Here is a 16997-nt window from a genome sequence, read left to right on the forward strand (position 1 = left end):
GGACCTTGGGAGCACCAACGGCACCTACGTGAACGCCAAGGCCGTGAAGCGCCAGGAACTGCGCAATGGCGACACCGTGGAGGTCGGGAAATACAAGATCCGTTTCCTGAACGAGACCGAAGGCCAGAATTTCGAGAAGACGATGATCTTCAAGCCCGGCATGGTTCCGCCCATCGGTTCGGCGGCGCGCCCGGTCGCCACCGCGCCCGCCCCGTTGCAGATTTCTGCCGTCATTCGCGTCATGTCCGGGGCGGCCGCCGGGCGCGAGGTGTCGTTGCAGAAGGTGGTGACGACCATTGGCAAGCCCGGCGTTGCCGTCGCATCCATCACCAAACGGCACCAGGGCTTTGTGCTGGCGCATGTGGAAGGGCCTGACATGCCGTTGCTCAACGGGGCGTCGATCGGAACGACGCCGGTACCGCTCAAGAACGGGGATCGCCTCGAACTGGCCGGTACCGAGATGCAGTTTGAGCAGATTTGATCGACGGAAGGGGCAAGCCGCCGCTGTGCGAGCCTTTCCGTGTTGCGGTTCGCCCCAGTTCCACGCCGCAGCAACCCATGCGACCACCCCTCTTGCCTCTGCTGGCACGGCACTGGCGACGCATGCTGGTCACCCTGGTGCCGCTGGTTTTCGCGCTGCTGCATATTTCCGGAGTTCTCCACCTCCAGGTGCTGGAGCGGCTCGATCACATCATCTATGACGCGCGGCTGCGGGCTTTCATGCCGCGCACCCAGGACGACCGAATCGTCATCGTCGACATTGACGAGAAGAGCCTGGAGCAACTGGGCCACTGGCCCTGGGGGCGCGACAAGCTTGCGGCTTTGACGCGCGAGCTGTTCGAGCGCCAGCAGGTGGCGGTGCTGGGCTTTGACGTGCTGTTTGCCGAGGCAGACGGTAGCTCGGGTCTGGCATCGCTCGAGCGCTTGGCCAACGGGCCTTTGCGCACTCAACTTGGTTTCAAGGAGCAACTGGCGCGCCTCGCGCCCACGCTGGACCACGATGCGCTGTTTGCCAAGGCGCTCCACGGGCGCTCCGTTGTCCTGGGCTACTACTTCACAAGCGACCGCGATGGCCGGACCAAAGGGGTTCTTCCGGACCCCGCCCTGCCCCTTGAGCGGCTGCGTGGGCTGCCGCTGAGCGCCACCTCGTGGAACGGTTACGGAAGCAACATTCCGGTGTTGGCGCAAGCGGCCCCCCGGGCCGGTTTCATCAACTCCATTACCGACGATGATGGTGTGGTGCGCTCACTTCCCCTGCTGGTGGAGCACGGCGGTAAATATTACGAGTCACTCGCCCTGGCCATGTTCCGTGCGTTTCTCGGCCAGTCCGAAGTGCATCCGGGATACGCGCTGGCGGCGCCCGACGGCGCCTATGACATTCTCCAGAGCATTGAAGTCCGCCAGGGCGGCAGGGCGCTTGCGCTGCCAGTGGACGACAAGCTGACAGCCCCCATCCCATTCCGCGGCCTGGGAGATGTAACGGGCGGGTCTTTCCGCTATATCTCTGCCTCCGACGTGCTGGAGGGCAAGCTGTCTCCGTTGCAGCTGCAAGGCCAGTTGGTGCTGGTAGGCTCGACCACGCCGGGCCTGCGCGACCTGCGCGCCACGCCGGTTGGGAGAGCCTACCCCGGCGTCGAAACTCATGCCAACATGCTGTCCGCTTTTCTGGACGGCAAGAGCATCGTTCGCCCCGACTACGCTCTCGGCCTGGACGCCGCGCAACTGATCGGCACGGGCGTGCTCCTGGCCATGGTCCTGCCCTTCTTGACAGCCAGCGCAGCCATCGCATTGAGTGTGGTGGTGGTGGCGGCGCTGGCAGGGATCAACGTGTGGTTCTATGTGGCGCACGGCCTGGCTTTGCCGCTGGCCACGGTGATCGTGATGGCGGTATTGGCCTTTACCTTGAACATGGTCTACGGCTACTTCGTGGAAAGCCGCACCAAGCGCGGCCTGGCTGCGCTGTTTGGCACCTATGTTCCCCCCGAGTTGGTGGACGAGATGGTCAAGCAGCCCGAGAAGTACACCATGCAGGCCACCAGCCGCGAGCTCACTGTCATGTTCTGCGACATGCGCGGCTTTACGGCCATGTCAGAGCAGATGGACCCTGTACAGCTGCAGCAATTGCTCAACGACGTCTTCAGCCGGCTTACCCGCATCATCCGAAGCCATCAGGGGACTATCGATAAATACATGGGGGATTGCGTGATGGCATTTTGGGGGGCGCCGGTGGCGATCCCAAATCACGCGAAGCTTGCAGTGCGCGCTGCGCTGGAGATGGAACGGGAAGTGGATCGGATCAATGAAGTCCATCGTGCGCGTGGCTTACCAGAAATTGGAGTTGGCATCGGGCTTAATACCGGGGTCATGTGTGTGGGGGATATGGGGTCGGACATTCGTCGCAGTTACACCGTGATTGGGGACGCGGTGAACGTGGGTTCGCGACTGGAGGGGCTTTGCAAACATTACGGTGCGCGTACAGTTGCCAATGAGTCCACTCGTAGGTTGGTGCCTGAAATCATCTGGCAAGAACTAGACAAGGTACGGGTAAAGGGGAGAGGGGAGGCAGTAGCGATCTACACCCCCGTACATCCCGAAAACGCTCGAGCTCCCCAACATGAAGAAGAGATGAAAACTTGGCAGCATTTCTTAGACGCTTTTCGGACACAGGATTGGCCTCGTTGCAATCAGTTGTTGAGTCAATTGATGCGGAAGGCCCCATCGAAAAAGTTGTATGAGATATATGCCAGTCGAGCGCAGGCAGTGCAGAGCGGGCGCGCCACATGGGATGAAGCCACCTCATTCGATACCAAATAAGCACGTCAAGGGTTTGGTCAAGTGGCACAACACGCGACACCCGAAGCACTTTTTGACATCTTGGTGGAGCAAAATTGTCACATGCATCCGCCGTTGAGGAATCTCAAGGCTCGTTGGACAAAATTGCTTGTGGATGAGCTCAAGGAGAGGATGTGTAGACTGGCACGAGAAATGCTGTGCCAATGTTAGACCTGAAGAGCTGTTCTACAGGTTGTTAATTGCAATTCACACCCAAGGAGTTTCTTTATGAAGCGCTTCATGCAAAAGGGTTTCACCCTGATCGAACTGATGATCGTGGTGGCCATTATCGGTATTTTGGCGGCTGTGGCCCTTCCCGCGTACCAAGATTACACGGTGCGTGCCCGCGTAACTGAAGGTATTGCGCTCGCAGCTGGTGCGAAAAAACTGGTGGAGACCGACGCTAATACCGCGCCTGAACTTGTCGCGGTGGCCAAGGCGTTCAATGAGCAAGTGAACAACAAGGGTGCGATCAGTAAGTATGTGTCGCAGACAGCCATCGCTCCAGACACTGGCATGGTGACAGTGACCTTCAACAAGACCAACGTTGGGCCGATTCCCGCTGATTCGACGCTCGTCTATACACCCTATATGCAGTTGAAAGCCGGCCCCACTCAGCTGAAGGCTGCTTTGGGCGGCGAAGAAACCGGCTCCGTGGATTGGGGTTGCTCGTCTGTAACCAACGCTGTGTCTGCAGGCCGTGGCTTGCCAACATTGACTCCTGGCACCCTGCCTGCCAAGTTTGCTCCCAGCGAATGCCGGTAATGGTTCTTTCGGCTGTGGCCTAAAGTGCAGCAGCAATGAAAAAACGCCCGCTTATGCGGGCGATTTGTTTGCATCCTAGTTTTTCAAAAAGAAGATGCTTGCAGATAACCACATGCTGACCTACAAAGTTTCTTCCGAAAACTTTAGACGCACTGTGCGGCTACGAGCGTTTGCGCTGCATTTCGTCGTGTCGGCCCTTCTGGCCGCTATCATAGCCTTCCTGGTTTTCTTTATCTGGTTTCCAGCCAACCTCAATGAGCTCGCTGGAGGTCATCACCTTTTCTGGACTATCGTTGGCGTTGATGTCATTTGCGGACCGCTGCTGACGTTGCTGCTTTTCAAGCCGGAAAAGACACGCTTGGCGCTAGCCACTGACTTGACTCTGATCGCGGTCATTCAAATAGCGGCATTTAGCTACGGACTTTATAGTCTTGCCTATGCACGACCGCTCGCTTTTGTCTTTGAAGTGGACCGGTTTCGCCTCGTCACTTATGCTGATATCCCTGCAACGGATATAGGCTATTTGCCAGATTGGGCCAAGCCATGGCGCTTGCATTCACCGCGTACGCTGGGGCTGCGGCCCCCCGCGACCCCGAGCGAACGTCTGAACAGTTTTAACGATGCTTTGCAGGGTTTAGAAATTAGTCAACGCCCCCAGCGGTGGCAAGAGCTCAGTTTGAACGCAAGAGAAATACGCGAGCGGTCACAAACACTCCCAAATTTGCTTTCGCACCGAGGAGCGCAAAAAGACGTGATCAACGGAGCTGTGGCAGACGCAATGGCAAATAGAGAAAAGGATGAATCGATGGACTCTTCTACCCTAATTTGGTTTCCCTTGGTTTCGCGAAGCTCTCTTGAATGGATTGTCATTTTGGATCCGTCAACCTTACGCATACGCGCATACGCAAAGGTTGACGGATTTATCTAAATGACCGATTGTTGTAAATCAATAGGTCAGTTGAAATCAACATCAATCATTTAAAGGCTGCCGCGTCTCATTTCGCGCTAATCCCCTTGCAATAGCTCTCAAAAATCCATACTCGGGGTGGACGGTCCGGCTTCGCTCCATTCGGTCCAGCAAATCCGACAAATCGTTCCAACGTTTTTCAGTCACGGCTTGCAAAGTCAAGCCGGACCATGCATATCCATCGATATGTTTGGCCAAGAATGGATCCTGAGGACGATTATCAATCCAATCCTGACCCAGGCGACCCATGCGCTGATGGTCCCGCTGTGCGTGTGCTTCAAACAAGGCGAGGGCTCGCACAATATCTGGGGGTAGAGAGGTGCAGGATATCCACTTTGGTTTAATCCACACGCCTTCAAGCATAGATGCCGGCAAGTGCCTGATCGTTCGGTCAGCAATGTCAGTCACGTTGATAATGAACTGACGACGTTGATGGTCAGACCACTGCTTCGGGCACTCGCGTAAAGTGGACAATACGGTAATAACATTGGCTGAGTAGTCGGTTTCCTCTCCTAGAAGCTCCTTAGCCAAAATTCGGGCTCGCGAAGTGAGTCCGTCTGCCGAGAAATGCGGCGCCTTTGGAGGGGCAATCGCGGGGGGCAACGCATTGCCAACTCCTAGAGCCTCCAAAAGAGGTCGGTTGACGACCGGAAGGGTCAGCAATGTGTCGGCTGCGACCCCTTTAAAACGAGACTTAGGAGCTTCTAGACCAAGAACGGGCAAGTAATCAGAATTTGCCCGTTGATCTGGATAAATATTGGCAATAGCACGCAACACCCGGGCGTCAGCGATCTTGCGAAACGACAGTTGTTGAGTACTCTCGATTCCTAGACGAAAAAGGTCTGATCGCGCTCCCTCTTGGGCTAGTAGAGGCGCTAGATCAAGCGGAGGAAGTGTCCCTTTGCGTGTTGCAACGATCAGCAAGTCCGAGGCATTGCTGAGCCACGCTCCATAATCGGAAAATGCGGGTGCGAGACCTTTCAGAATCGATCCAACCAGAGCATCATCAATTTCATAAAGCTGCACCCATTGCACGAAGAGCCCATCTTCATTCAGATGTCTGGGTACAAACTCGTAGAACTCTTTCGAGAATAGCGCGCCTACACCGCTAATCCAGGGGTTTGATGGCTCGGAGATAATAATGTCGTACTTACTTTGCTGACCTGAGAAGTAAGATTTCGCATCATCGATGATGATATTTGAGCGGCTATCCTTATAAGCTCTTTCAACTCTGGAGCCAAAAGCACGTGCGCCTTCTACCATCGCTGGTTCAATCTCGATAGTGTCGACTCGCTGGACACGTTGATCCCCGAGGAATGCGTGAGTGGTGAGGCCCGATCCAAAACCGATAACCCCCACATGGCGAGGCGAGGAATGCATCCCCAATGGCAATGCACTAGCTAATACCATCGTGGGTTCATCTAAAGTGGGGGGCTGTCCATCTTGTATCTGAATGGCCGCGTCGGTCTTCCCATTGGTCGCAATTTGCATAATCCCGTTCTGAGAAAGAACGGCGGCTACGCTGGTTGTTTTACCATCACGATAAAAAACTACTTCGTCCCCAGCCTGTAAGCTCGTGCGTCCATGGCGAAAAACACCTGACGCTACTGTCATCGGATCAAACGGGATACGTACTGCGACGATCAACGCTATCGCGACAAGTGCGGCTCCCAGTCCGAAACGAATAAATTCCTTTCGGCTTCCTGCATAGGCTCTGAGCAATACCAAGCCCACGGCCATATCCACCAACGCGGCAATACACAAAGATAATTTGAGGCCTAAAGTCGGGATGAGGAGGTGGATCGCGGCAAAAACGCCTATGATCGACCCGAGTGTATTCCATGCATATACGCGGCCGATGGCGCGTTCTCCTTGACCGGTACGCAGCAGCGCCACCGTGAACAAAGGCAACGTTGTCCCCGCAAAGAAGGCGGCGGGCAGCATGATGGCGATCGCGATACTGGCAGTGCCAAGGTTAAAGATGCTGTAGCCTGCATCAGTTTTGGCCAATGCTCCCATCAACCAGCCTACCCACGTAAAGGTATTTGCATACACGGCCAAAGAGCCCAGCGCAGCAACCCCCATAAACACTTGCATCCATCCCGCCAGCCGTAGCGGAGAGTCCGTGTTGTCTGCATGTTTGCGTACCCACAGGCCACCCAAAGCAATACCCGCAATGAATGAGGCCAGCATCAGTTCAAAGGCATGCATGGTGCTGCCTACTGCCATGCTAAGCATCCGAATCCAGATGATCTCGTAGGCAAAGGACGCAGCCCCGGAAAGCGCCGTGCTGAACAGTACTACGCGAAGCAAGGGGTTCTTTGCAAGTTTCTGGGAGTCACTCTCGCCCGACGTATCGCGGTGCGGAGCTTCCGGTTCAGGCTCACGCGCCAACCACCACGCCAATCCAGCAACTACGAAATTCAGCACGCCTGCCACCTTCATTGCTCCCGGTAGACCGATGGAAGGAAGCAATACAAATACCGCGACCAATGCACCTATAGCTGCGCCGATGCTGTTGGTGAAGTACAGGCCGCCAAGGGTGTGTCCGTCACTGCCGGAGTAGCGGCGAATCAGTCCGCCGCTCATCAGCGGGAAGGTCATGCCCAGCAGAATGGTTTGGGGAAGAATTAACGCTGCCGCAATGAGCCAGCGCGCAAGATTGACGGTCCAGGGCTCACCCAGCGCTGGAATGAGGGTGTCGTAGCTGAAGGCCGCCACGCTGGTAAACAGCGTATGAAATAACAAGCCCAATACACCGATCACTGCCTCGATGATGGCGTAGCCTCGGATCAAATTGCGCCACCGCTGACCAGCTCTTGCGATCCAGGCTGCGCCAATAGCCATTCCTCCCATGAAGATGGCCAGCACCAGCGCCTGGGCGTATGCCGCATGGCCCAGAAACAAGCCCAGGTAATGGGACCAGATCGACTGATAAATAAGCCCGGCAAAGCCCGAGAGGACAAAAATGGCTAACAGCCCTGTGCGCATGCCAGCGGGTGACGTGGGTTTCAATTGAATTTGCTCCCTCAGAACTACCTTAAATATCAAACTCAAGCAAAAACAGCGCCTGATGCACGTTTTTGCTACTTAATGCTGACAGCTAAGCGGCTCGGTCGAGTGCCTACTTTGGCTCTCTAGCTGCTGGATGCAAGGAAGTGGCCGGATTTGCCGCCGGACTTTTCCAGCACTCTTACCTCTGCGATCACCATCCCGCGATCCACCGCCTTGCACATGTCGTAAATGGTGAGCAGAGCCACCTGCACTGCCGTCAGTGCCTCCATCTCCACCCCCGTGGGCCCCACTGTCTCTACCGTGGAGATGCACTGGACCGAATGCCGGTCCTTCAGCAGTTCAAAATCCACAGCCACGCGCGTCAGTGCCAGTGGATGGCACAAAGGAATCAGCTCGCTGGTCTTTTTTGCCCCCATGATCCCCGCGATACGAGCAATGCCGAGCACGTCTCCCTTCTTTGCGGTCCCGGATTCAATCAATGCCAGAGTTTCGGGCTGCATTTCAATGCGGCCCGAGGCGATAGCGACGCGGTGCGTAGAGGCCTTAGAGCCGACGTCGACCATATGGGCCTGGCCTTGTGCATCGAAGTGGGTGAGGGAGGGGGCTGTGGAATGCGGCATGGGGGCGAGCGGGAAACAATTCCGAACCGGGGGCATCATACGGTGTTGGAAACTACTGGCGGCCGCCCGGATGGGCGGCTCTTAGGATGGACCGGAATCTACGTGCCGAAATTCAAGCCAAACCTTCGTTTAAGCGTTCTCAGTAGGGCGCTGGAAACTACTGTTCTTGTGGCGGTTGCGTGCTGTTTTGCGGCTCCATTGGCAACGGCCCAGACCAGTTTACCCACCCTCGGCGACACCAGCGACCTCACCACCAGCGCCGAGCGCCGCCTCGGTGATCGCATCATCCGCGAGCTGTACCGCGATCCCGACTACGTCGATGACCCGGTGATTGCCGAGTACGTCCAGGGTATCTGGCAACCGCTCAAGGCGGCCGCCAAAGCGCGGGGCGAGCTTTCTCCTGAGTTGGACGAGCGCTTTGCATGGGAGGTTCTGCTGGGCAAGGACCGCACGGTCAATGCCTTTGCGCTTCCCGGCGGCTACCTGGGGGTTCATTTGGGCTTGATCGGTGTGGTCACTACGCGCGACGAACTCGCATCGGTGCTGGCCCACGAACTGAGTCACGTCACGCAGCGCCATATCTCCCGCCTGATGACCCAGCAGAGCAAGCAAACGCCGTTGCTTTTGGGGGCGATGGTGCTGGGCGCATTGGCGGCCAGCAAGAACCCGGGGGCGACCCAGGCCTTGGTGGTGGGCGGCCAAGCGTTGGCCATCCAGAACCAGCTCAACTTCTCCCGCGACATGGAGCGGGAGGCGGACCGCATTGGCTATGGGTTGATGGAGCCTGCAGGGTTTGCGCCGCAGGGTTTTGTGAGCATGTTCGACAAACTTCAGCAGGCCAACCGGCTCAATGACAACGGGTCCTGGCCGTACTTGCGCAGCCATCCGTTGACCAGTGAGCGCATGGCCGACATGCATTCGCGCATTCCGCCGGGGGGCTCGGGCGCGCCCGCGCCTGCCGCCAATGCGCCCGCATCCACGCTGGAGCATGCCATGGTCGCGGCGCGCGCCCGGGTGCTGTCCAATCCGGGTGTCGACACGCTGCGGCAGTGGGTGGCCGAGCCGCAAGGCTCGGGGTTTGCGGCCCAGCCCGCAGCTAAACGTGCAGGAGCGCTGTACGCTGCTGCATTGGGCAGTCACCAGTTGCGGGATGCGGTGGGGGCGCGCTCCAACATCCAACGGCTGGAGGCGCTGGTCCGAAGTGATGCCCCGGCGCTGCGGCTGGCCAGGCTGTTAGCCGCGGAAGTCGAGCTGGGCGCGGGCGATGCTGCAGCCGCCTTAAATGCTCTTTCGGCGGATGGGGGACCAAGGGGGAATGGTGCCGACGTCCGGCGCCCGGAACTGGTGTTGCGGTCCCAGGCGCTGCTGCGCGCAGGCCGGGCCGACGAGGGAACCGGGGCTCTGCAAACCTGGGTGGCCACGCACCCGCGCGACGCGACGGTGTGGCAGCTGCTGGCGTCGACCTGGCATGCGCAGGGCCAGACGTTGCGGGGGGTGCGCGCCGAGGCTGAGGCCCACGCGGCGCGCTATGACTACGCGGCGGCCGTGGATCGCTTCAAGGCCGGCCAGGATCTGGCGCGGCGGGGTGGGCCGCAGGTGGACTACATCGAGGCGTCCATCATTGACACGCGGCTTCGCGCGGTGGAGTCACTTCTTCGCGAACAGGCCGCCGAGCGCTGATTCAATCAGCACACCCAGCAGCGAGTAGATCAGCGACCCCACCAGCGCTGCGGCAAAGCCATTGACGTGGAAGCCGTCCAGTACGCTCGCCGCCGCCCAGAACATGAGCGCGTTGATGACGAAGAGAAAAAGGCCGACGGTGACGATGGTGACCGGCAGCGTCAGCACCACCAGCACCGGCCGCAACACCACGTTGAACAGACCGATCACAAAGGCCGCGATGAGCGCGGAGGTGAAGTTCTGCACCTGTACGCCGCTGTAGACATAGGCCACGAACAGCAGCGCTGCGGCGCTGAGCAGCCATTTCAGGAGGAGTTTCATGGCCGGAGAATAGCACCGCGCCAGCTGGAGGAACCGGGAAGTGCGCTGGACGGGTGCGCGCACAGCGTCCGCCGCCGCGTTGCAATGGCGCTGGAAGGAGGGGCGCCAGGCAGCGGGCGGTCCTATTCGAACGCCAGCATCCACAATGCCCCGCAGCCCGTAAGGAGGCTGCCCAGCGTTCCTGGCAGGGGCGACCAGGGTTTCTCGGGTTTTGCCGAGTCGGGTCCCGTGTCCATCTTGGGTCGGCGCGCGTCCACTACCTGGGCAACCACCGCGCCTTCGGCCTGGAGCTGATCGGTCAGCTCCGCCAGCGGACCCTTGGCCAGCACCATGGTCACGCGGCCGGCGGGCACGCGCAGTGCGGGCAGGATCTGGGCAAACAGCTTGTCGGCCCACTTGGCGCGCCAGTTTTCACGGGCACTGTGGCTCACCCACTTGCTCACGCGGTGCGTCATTCGCGGAGCGCATGCCACCAGCACCCAATGGGTCTGGGCGCTGGATTCGCGTGCGAACAGCGGCGCCAGCAGCTGCTGCGCGTAGTCCGCGTGGTCCACATACACAATGACCTTGTCCATGCTGTCTCCGTTCAGGTGGGCGGGCACGGCCACATCGCCGTGCCTCGTCGCGGCGCTCAGCCCTGCTGCTGCTCAGCGGGGGCAGCGGCGGCGCGGCGTGCCAGGACGATCTTGCCGGCTGCCAGGACCAGCAGGGCGCCGGCCACGCTGGCCGCGTACTTCACCGTATCCGATTGCGGCAGCTTGAGCATCCATTGCCATTTGTCCGGGTTGGAGAAAGCGGGGTCGGTCACCAGCATGCCGCCGGCGATCCAGCCGAGCAGCATGCCGCCCAGCGTGATGATCATGGGGAAGCGCTCCATGAGCTTGATGACCAGCTGGCTACCCCAGACGATGATCGGGATGGAGATCAAGAGGCCCAGCACGACCAGCAAGAACGAATGGTCGCCTGCGTTCTGCGCTGCGCCAGCGATGGCGATCACGTTGTCCACGCTCATCACCAGGTCGGCCACGATGATGGTCTTGATGGCGGCCAGCAGCTTGTCGCTGCCCTGCACGTCGCCGTGGCCGTCTTCATCGGGAGCCAGCAGCTTGACGCCGATCCACACCAGCAGCAGTGCGCCCACGAACTTGAGGAACGGCAGCGCCAGCAGCGTCATCGCAAAGGCGATGAGGATCACCCGCAGGATGATGGCACCCGCAGTGCCCCAGATGATGCCCTTGGTACGCTGGGCCGGGGGCAGCTTGCGGCAGGCCAGCGCGATGACCACGGCGTTGTCTCCGCCCAGCAGGATGTCGATGATGATGATCTGGCCAAGTGCGAGCCAGAATTCGGGCGATGCCAAAAAGTCCATAAATTCCTCAGTATCAATACGCGCGGAAGGAGGATTCTCGCTGCACTGTAGCGCGAGCCCTTCATTAAGAAAGAGCCCTGCGGCGGGAGGACCAAGAAAACTGCAGCAGCAACGCCCGGCAAGTGCTCGGGCTGCGAAGGAGCGGCCTTGATCAACCCATGCAGGGCCATCAAAGGTCTTGCTCGGCCCCATGCACGCGTATGCCGTGCATGAAGCCCGGACCGCCGGAAGCGAGGTTGCCCGCTTCGTATTGACGACAGTACCGATGCCTTGCGTCGCCCGATGCTGCGTTGTGGCATGGCCGGGCGGGTTGCTAGGCGGGAGCTACTCCCCTTCGAAGCGGCGATTGGAACACTCCGGGCGCGGCGGCGCAAGTGCGGCGCCATTGTGGGTAATGCTTACGGCGCGGCCCCGGCGGCGCCCACGCGGCTATGATCCAGCCCCTTCGCGCAATCACCCATGGCCGCCATCCACATCACCGACATCGAAGCAGCCATCAATCATTGGCGCAGCCGGGCCCCCTCGCCCGACGGAATCTCCCTGGCGCCGCAGATCCGGGCATTGGGAGAGATCTACGCCCAGATGGTGTTCCGGCGCGAGGATGCGGTGGACGAGGACAGCCTGCCCCCCGAGGCCCTGGAGGCCTGGCACGGCTGGTATGCCACCACGCCCGACACCCCTTGCATCGCGATCTGCTCCACCAGCCAGGGCGACGACCTGTGCAAAGGTTGCGGCCGCACGTTTGACGAGGTTCAGTTCTGGCCCGCGATGAGTCCCGCCGAGAAGCGTGGGGTATGGCGGCGCATCACGCTGGAACATTCCGCGTGGCGGTTCAACCGCTATGCCGAGCGGGCGGCCGAAGGGGCTTCGAAGGCGCCGGTGGCTGCGGGCTCGGCCTAGCCTACTTTTTTCCAACGCGCCGCTGCGTTTTCGGTTCCCGGCCGGGCGTCGCGGGCCTGTGCACGCACCGGCAGGGGGCTGTACGCCTCGTCATCAAACCGCTATGGTGGTCCCATGCTGCGCTTGATCCAAGCTCCGAACATCGCCATCGCCACGCTGTGGGCCGACTTGCTCTGCGAGGCCGGCATGGCGGCGTCCGTGCAGCGCCAGTACCTGGGCGCTGCAGCGGGGCATCTGCCGCCGGACCAGTGCCTGCCGGAGATCTGGCTGGAATACGACGAACACGCCACCCGCGCACGTGCGCTGCTGCAGCAGCTTCAAGACCTGCCACAGCGCCGCTGGGCCTGCCGGTGCGGGGAATTGGTGGAGGGCGGCTTCGAGCAGTGCTGGCAGTGTGGCGCGCTCATGCCCCTGTGATGAAGCTGAATGCTACTAAATTGGTAGCAATTGGCGCCTTTCCAGAAAGCGCTGGCGTGCATTTGTCCAATACGCCGATCACTTCCAGCGAACGGGCTCCACATGCACACTGCCCTGCGTGCTGCTCAGGGTGATGGCGCCCTCCTGCACCGTGGCCTGCAGCTGCATGCTGCGTTCGGCCAGCTGAGCCAGGGCTTGCGAGGCGTCCGTCGGAATGCGCCACACCTGCAGCTTGTCCAGCCGCGAGAGCTTGCCCTCGATGCCCTTCCACCAGATTTCCGAGGCGTGGTTGAAGCAGTACACGATCACCGAATCGGCTTTGCTACAGGCCTTGGTCAGTGGCTTGTCTTCGGGCTGGCCAACCTCGATCCACACGCGCTTGCGGCCGGTGAAATCGGTCAGCGAGACATCGGGGTCGTCCGGGTCCGACAAACCGGCGCCAAACGCGAGCGTGGCATCACCATGGCACAGGTCGTTGAGCTGGTGCGCCTGGATGGCCAGGGCGGCCAGACGGACCATCATGCGCTCGTCGGTCTCGCTCGGGTGGCGGGCCAGGGTCAGGGCGTGGTCGGCGTAGTAGCCGTGGTCGATATCGGCGATCTGCACGTTCGCCTTGAAGATGGTGGATTTGATGGCCATGCAGCCTCACTACTAAATAGATAGCTGCCAGCGCTTGATGGACAAGCGCTGGAGGCCAAAAAGGACCAAAACGCCAGACCCATCCAGGCCCGGAGCTGAGAAATTCCTGCTGCGCACCCAACCTGCGTGGCCTAGGCCAGTGCACCCGTGGATCCGGCTTTGCCGGTCCACCGGGTGCGTCCCCCCGCGGGGGAAGGCGCGCAGCGCCTCAGGGGGTCACACCCTTCTCGCGAGTTCGGCTGCCTTGCCGACGTAGCTGCCAGGTGTCATGGCCAGCAGCCGGTCCTTTTCGGCCTGGGGGATGTCCAGCGACTGGATCAGGCCGTGCAGCGCCTCGGCCGTCACCGTCTTGCCGCGCGTGACTTCCTTGAGCTTCTCGTAGGCGCCCTGCACGCCAAAGCGGCGCATCACGGTCTGAATGGGCTCGGCCAGCACTTCCCAGGCGGCGTCCAGGTCTTCGGCCAGGGCTTCCTCGTTCAGCTCCAGCTTGTTCAGGCCGGTGAGCAGCGAGGCGTAGGCCAGCGCGGCATAGCCCAGCGCCACGCCCATGTTGCGCAGCACGGTGCTGTCGGTCAGGTCCCGCTGCCAGCGGCTGATGGGCAGCTTTTCCGACAAGTGCTTGAGCAGCGCATTGGCCAGGCCCAGATTGCCTTCGGCGTTCTCGAAATCGATGGGATTGACCTTGTGCGGCATGGTGGACGAGCCGATCTCGCCGGCCTTCAGGCGCTGCTTGAAGTAGCCCAGGCTCACATAGCCCCAGATGTCGCGCGAGAGGTCGATGAGGATGGTGTTGGCGCGCGCCACGGCGTCGAACAGTTCGGCCATGTAGTCGTGCGGCTCGATCTGGATGGAATAGGGCTGGAAGGTCAGGCCCAGGCCGAGGGGCTCGGGCGTTTCGATGACCTTCTTGCTGAAGGCTTCCCAGTCGAAGTCGGGCCAGGCCGACAGGTGGGCGTTGTAGTTGCCCACGGCGCCGTTCATCTTGCCCATGATCTTGACGGCGGCGATCTTCTCGCAGGCCGTCTGCAGGCGCATCACCACGTTGGCCATTTCCTTGCCCACGGTGGTGGGGCTGGCCGTCTGGCCGTGGGTGCGGCTGAGCATGGGCACGTCGGCGTAGGCGTGCGCCATTTCGCGCAGCTTGAGCACCACGCGGTCCAGGCCGGGCAGGATCACCTGGTCGCGGCCCGAGCGCAGCTGCAGTGCGTGGCTGGTGTTGTTGATGTCTTCGCTGGTGCAGGCAAAGTGCACGAACTCCGAGGCCTTTTCCAGCTCGGGGCGCGCCTCGAACTTGCTCTTGATCCAGTATTCGACCGCTTTGACGTCGTGGTTTGTTGTTTTTTCGATCTCTTTGATGGCGGCCGCGTCGGCTTCGGAGAAGTTCTTGACCAAGCCCAGCAAGTAAGCGCGTGCTCCCGTCGTCAGGGGCTTGAACTCGGCAAAGCCCGCGTCTGACAAGGCAATGAACCAAGCCACTTCCACCTGTACACGGCGGTGCATGTAGCCGTGTTCGCTCATGATGGGGCGCAGGGCGGCAAGTTTGTTGGCGTAGCGGCCGTCAAGCGGCGAGAGGGCGGTGATGGTGGACAGGCTCATGGCCCGCAATTGTAGGGGCGGGGTCCCAGTAAGAGCCTGTTCCCGATCTCCCAGGGGTCGCTGCCCGCAGGGTTGGAGCGAAATCGGGCTGATGAACCCGGAGCTTTGACGCCCCGGCTGCTTGCATGGGCATGAGCCCATGCGGCGCATCCGAAGCATCCATGTCCATCACGATGGCGGTCCAACGCGGCCCCTGCGAGATCGTGCACAGGCTCTAAGCTCCCGCAAGGCGGCTGCCGATAGAATCAAACGCAATGATTCAGCGCACCCGCGCACTGGAAAACAAACCATGAAATTGATCGGAGCCACCGCGAGTCCCTACGTCCGCAAGGTGCGGGTTGTGATGGCCGAAAAGAAACTGGACTACCAGTTCGTGCAGGAGAACGTCTGGGCCGACGACACGACCATTTCGGCGTCCAACCCCTTGGGCAAGGTGCCCTGCCTGGTAATGGAAGGCGGCGAGGCTGTCTTTGACTCCCGCGTGATCGTGGAATACCTGGACACGCTCTCCCCCGTGGGCAAGCTGATCCCGCCCCAGGGCCGCGAGCGTGCCGAGGTCAAGACCTGGGAGGCGTTGGCCGACGGCGTCGTGGACGCGGCCATCCTGGCCCGGCTGGAACGCGTGTGGGCCCACCGCCAGGAGGGTGAACGCAGCCAGGCCTGGATCGACTACCAGCTGCGCAAGGTGAACGACGGCCTCAAGTCCATGAGCCAGGGCCTGGGCGACAAGCCCTACTGCAGCGGCATTCACCTGAGCCTGTCGGACATTGCCGTGGGTTGCGCGCTGGGCTGGCTGGAGTTCCGCTTTCCCGAAATCGCCTGGCGCAGCGAATACCCCAACCTGGGCAAGCTGCTCGACAAGCTGATGCTGCGCCCGAGCTTCGCAGACACCATTCCCTGCTGAGTCCAGCCGGCTGGCCCATTGGCGACCGCGCAAAGCGCAGGTTTGCCGTATGCTTAGCATGCTTATGAACGAACCGGTCCAGCCCCGCCCTTCTGCCCGTCCCGCTGACAAACGCCGTCGTGGGCGCGCGGGTCATGAGGAGTCCACTCTGGCTGCGGGCGCTCCGCCTGAGCGGGGGCGCACGAACGACCCCGACCGCACCATGGCCAACATCCTGGAGGTGGCCACGGCGGAATTTGCGGACAAAGGCCTGGCTGGGGCCCGCATCGATGAGATTGCCGCGCTGACCAGTACCAGCAAGCGCATGATCTACTACTACTTCGGCAGCAAGGAAGGCCTGTACCTGGCCGTGCTGGAGGAGGCGTACCGGCGCATCCGCCGCATCGAAGCCGAACTTCGCCTGGGCGACCTGCCGCCCGAGCAGGCGCTGCGCACGCTGGTGGGCTTCACGGTGGACTACCAGCTGGCCAACCCCGACTTCATCCGCCTGGTGATGAACGAAAACATCCACCGGGGCGAATTCATCACCCGCTCCACCACCATCCAGCAGCTGAACGTGCCGGTGATCAATGCCGTGCGCGACGTGTACCAGCGCGGGGTGGAGGCGGGCGTCTTCCGTCCCGACGTGGACCCGGTGGACCTGCACATGTCCATCTCGGCGCTGTGCTTCTTCAACGTGGCCAACCGCCACACCTTCGGCGCAATCTTCAAGCGCTCGCTCGACACCCCTGCCGCCACGGCCCAGCGCCGTGAATCGATCATCGAGATGATCGTGCGCTTCCTGCGGCCCTGACTTCCCCTGCGGCCCGGGGCTTCATCGCCGAATTTGCCGCTGCTTCTTCTCGGCCTCAGGCTGTGTCTTGCCATAAAAGGTGGTCTAGGGTTTGCACCTAGATCAAATACTAACCGGTTCGTACAAAATTATTCCAGCCTTTCAATCCAAAGACTGGAGACACCATGTTCGCACTGGCC

General features: G+C 60.7%; 16 protein-coding genes. 9 read left to right on the forward strand and 7 right to left on the reverse strand.

Going from position 1 to position 16997, the window contains the following annotated elements:
• From MRY84_RS01925 to MRY84_RS01940, 4 genes are all read left to right on the forward strand, one after another.
• On the forward strand, window positions 1-481 hold a 481-nt coding region (locus MRY84_RS01925), incomplete at its 5' end, for an FHA domain-containing protein (protein WP_291504079.1).
• A 122-nt stretch (window positions 482-603) separates the two neighbouring features.
• Window positions 604-2814, forward strand: coding sequence for an adenylate/guanylate cyclase domain-containing protein (locus tag MRY84_RS01930; RefSeq protein WP_291504080.1), 2211 nt, complete (start codon window positions 604-606; stop codon window positions 2812-2814).
• 246 nt (window positions 2815-3060) lie between these two features.
• A complete protein-coding gene (locus MRY84_RS01935; RefSeq protein WP_291504081.1) occupies window positions 3061-3597 on the forward strand; it encodes a pilin in 537 nt (178 codons plus the stop codon).
• A 112-nt stretch (window positions 3598-3709) separates the two neighbouring features.
• Window positions 3710-4525 carry a hypothetical protein gene (locus tag MRY84_RS01940; RefSeq protein WP_291504082.1) on the forward strand — a complete coding sequence of 272 codons (816 nt, stop codon included), beginning with the start codon at window positions 3710-3712 and terminating at the stop codon, window positions 4523-4525.
• A 42-nt stretch (window positions 4526-4567) separates the two neighbouring features.
• Here MRY84_RS01940 and MRY84_RS01945 read toward each other — a convergent pair whose 3' ends face one another.
• A complete protein-coding gene (locus MRY84_RS01945) occupies window positions 4568-7621 on the reverse strand; it encodes a fused MFS/spermidine synthase (RefSeq protein ID WP_291504083.1) in 3054 nt (1017 codons plus the stop codon).
• Between the two features lie 80 nt (window positions 7622-7701).
• Window positions 7702-8199 carry a cyclic pyranopterin monophosphate synthase MoaC gene (moaC, locus tag MRY84_RS01950; protein WP_291504084.1) on the reverse strand — a complete coding sequence of 166 codons (498 nt, stop codon included), beginning with the start codon at window positions 8197-8199 and terminating at the stop codon, window positions 7702-7704.
• Between the two features lie 168 nt (window positions 8200-8367).
• On the opposite strand from moaC, the gene MRY84_RS01955 reads away from it, so the two are divergent.
• A complete protein-coding gene (locus MRY84_RS01955; RefSeq protein WP_291504085.1) occupies window positions 8368-9879 on the forward strand; it encodes a M48 family metalloprotease in 1512 nt (503 codons plus the stop codon).
• Here MRY84_RS01955 and MRY84_RS01960 read toward each other — a convergent pair.
• From MRY84_RS01960 to MRY84_RS01970, 3 genes are all read right to left on the reverse strand, one after another.
• Window positions 9847-10200, reverse strand: coding sequence for a phage holin family protein (locus tag MRY84_RS01960; RefSeq protein WP_291504086.1), 354 nt, complete (start codon window positions 10198-10200; stop codon window positions 9847-9849). The two genes, MRY84_RS01955 and MRY84_RS01960, sit on opposite strands and share 33 nt — an antisense overlap.
• Before the next feature lie 122 nt (window positions 10201-10322).
• Complete coding sequence (locus MRY84_RS01965; protein WP_291504087.1) at window positions 10323-10775, reverse strand: hypothetical protein; 453 nt, start codon at window positions 10773-10775, stop codon at window positions 10323-10325.
• A gap of 56 nt (window positions 10776-10831) precedes the next feature.
• Window positions 10832-11569, reverse strand: coding sequence for a TerC family protein (locus tag MRY84_RS01970; protein WP_291504088.1), 738 nt, complete (start codon window positions 11567-11569; stop codon window positions 10832-10834).
• 459 nt (window positions 11570-12028) lie between these two features.
• Here MRY84_RS01970 and MRY84_RS01975 point away from each other — a divergent pair, with 459 nt between their 5' ends.
• The gene (locus MRY84_RS01975) at window positions 12029-12469 is read left to right on the forward strand and encodes a DUF3717 domain-containing protein (RefSeq protein WP_291504089.1); all 441 of its coding nucleotides are present in this window, start codon (window positions 12029-12031) and stop codon (window positions 12467-12469) included.
• A 114-nt stretch (window positions 12470-12583) separates the two neighbouring features.
• Complete coding sequence (locus tag MRY84_RS01980; RefSeq protein WP_291504090.1) at window positions 12584-12886, forward strand: DUF2007 domain-containing protein; 303 nt, start codon at window positions 12584-12586, stop codon at window positions 12884-12886.
• 78 nt (window positions 12887-12964) lie between these two features.
• On the opposite strand, the gene MRY84_RS01985 is transcribed toward MRY84_RS01980, so the two are convergent.
• Together MRY84_RS01985 and purB are read right to left on the reverse strand one after the other, a co-directional pair.
• On the reverse strand, window positions 12965-13525 hold the full coding sequence (locus tag MRY84_RS01985) for a YaeQ family protein (protein WP_291504091.1): 561 nt from the start codon (window positions 13523-13525) through the stop codon (window positions 12965-12967).
• A gap of 216 nt (window positions 13526-13741) precedes the next feature.
• Window positions 13742-15121: an adenylosuccinate lyase gene (purB, locus tag MRY84_RS01990; protein WP_291504092.1), complete on the reverse strand. Its 1380-nt coding sequence runs from the start codon at window positions 15119-15121 to the stop codon at window positions 13742-13744.
• A gap of 289 nt (window positions 15122-15410) precedes the next feature.
• Between purB and MRY84_RS01995 the strand changes: the two genes are divergently transcribed.
• Together MRY84_RS01995 and MRY84_RS02000 are read left to right on the forward strand one after the other, a co-directional pair.
• The gene (locus MRY84_RS01995) at window positions 15411-16025 is read left to right on the forward strand and encodes a glutathione S-transferase N-terminal domain-containing protein (RefSeq protein ID WP_291504093.1); all 615 of its coding nucleotides are present in this window, start codon (window positions 15411-15413) and stop codon (window positions 16023-16025) included.
• Window positions 16026-16089: 64 nt separating this feature from the next.
• The gene (locus MRY84_RS02000) at window positions 16090-16818 is read left to right on the forward strand and encodes a TetR/AcrR family transcriptional regulator (RefSeq protein WP_291504094.1); all 729 of its coding nucleotides are present in this window, start codon (window positions 16090-16092) and stop codon (window positions 16816-16818) included.
• Window positions 16819-16997 lie beyond the last annotated feature (179 nt).

Source organism: Acidovorax sp. (assembly GCF_022763525.1).
In the GTDB taxonomy this organism is placed as follows: domain Bacteria; phylum Pseudomonadota; class Gammaproteobacteria; order Burkholderiales; family Burkholderiaceae_C; genus Acidovorax.

Coding starts and splice junctions, on each gene's coding strand:
- MRY84_RS01995 (WP_291504093.1), top strand. CDS start 15,411: ATGAAATTGATCGGAGCCACCGCGAGTCCCTACGTCCGCAAGGTGCGG.
- MRY84_RS01970 (WP_291504088.1), bottom strand. CDS start 11,569: ATGGACTTTTTGGCATCGCCCGAATTCTGGCTCGCACTTGGCCAGATC.
- MRY84_RS01985 (WP_291504091.1), bottom strand. CDS start 13,525: ATGGCCATCAAATCCACCATCTTCAAGGCGAACGTGCAGATCGCCGAT.
- MRY84_RS01940 (WP_291504082.1), top strand. CDS start 3,710: ATGCTGACCTACAAAGTTTCTTCCGAAAACTTTAGACGCACTGTGCGG.
- MRY84_RS01965 (WP_291504087.1), bottom strand. CDS start 10,775: ATGGACAAGGTCATTGTGTATGTGGACCACGCGGACTACGCGCAGCAG.
- MRY84_RS01935 (WP_291504081.1), top strand. CDS start 3,061: ATGAAGCGCTTCATGCAAAAGGGTTTCACCCTGATCGAACTGATGATC.
- MRY84_RS02000 (WP_291504094.1), top strand. CDS start 16,090: ATGAACGAACCGGTCCAGCCCCGCCCTTCTGCCCGTCCCGCTGACAAA.
- moaC (WP_291504084.1), bottom strand. CDS start 8,199: ATGCCGCATTCCACAGCCCCCTCCCTCACCCACTTCGATGCACAAGGC.
- MRY84_RS01975 (WP_291504089.1), top strand. CDS start 12,029: ATGGCCGCCATCCACATCACCGACATCGAAGCAGCCATCAATCATTGG.
- MRY84_RS01980 (WP_291504090.1), top strand. CDS start 12,584: ATGCTGCGCTTGATCCAAGCTCCGAACATCGCCATCGCCACGCTGTGG.
- purB (WP_291504092.1), bottom strand. CDS start 15,121: ATGAGCCTGTCCACCATCACCGCCCTCTCGCCGCTTGACGGCCGCTAC.
- MRY84_RS01960 (WP_291504086.1), bottom strand. CDS start 10,200: ATGAAACTCCTCCTGAAATGGCTGCTCAGCGCCGCAGCGCTGCTGTTC.
- MRY84_RS01930 (WP_291504080.1), top strand. CDS start 604: ATGCTGGTCACCCTGGTGCCGCTGGTTTTCGCGCTGCTGCATATTTCC.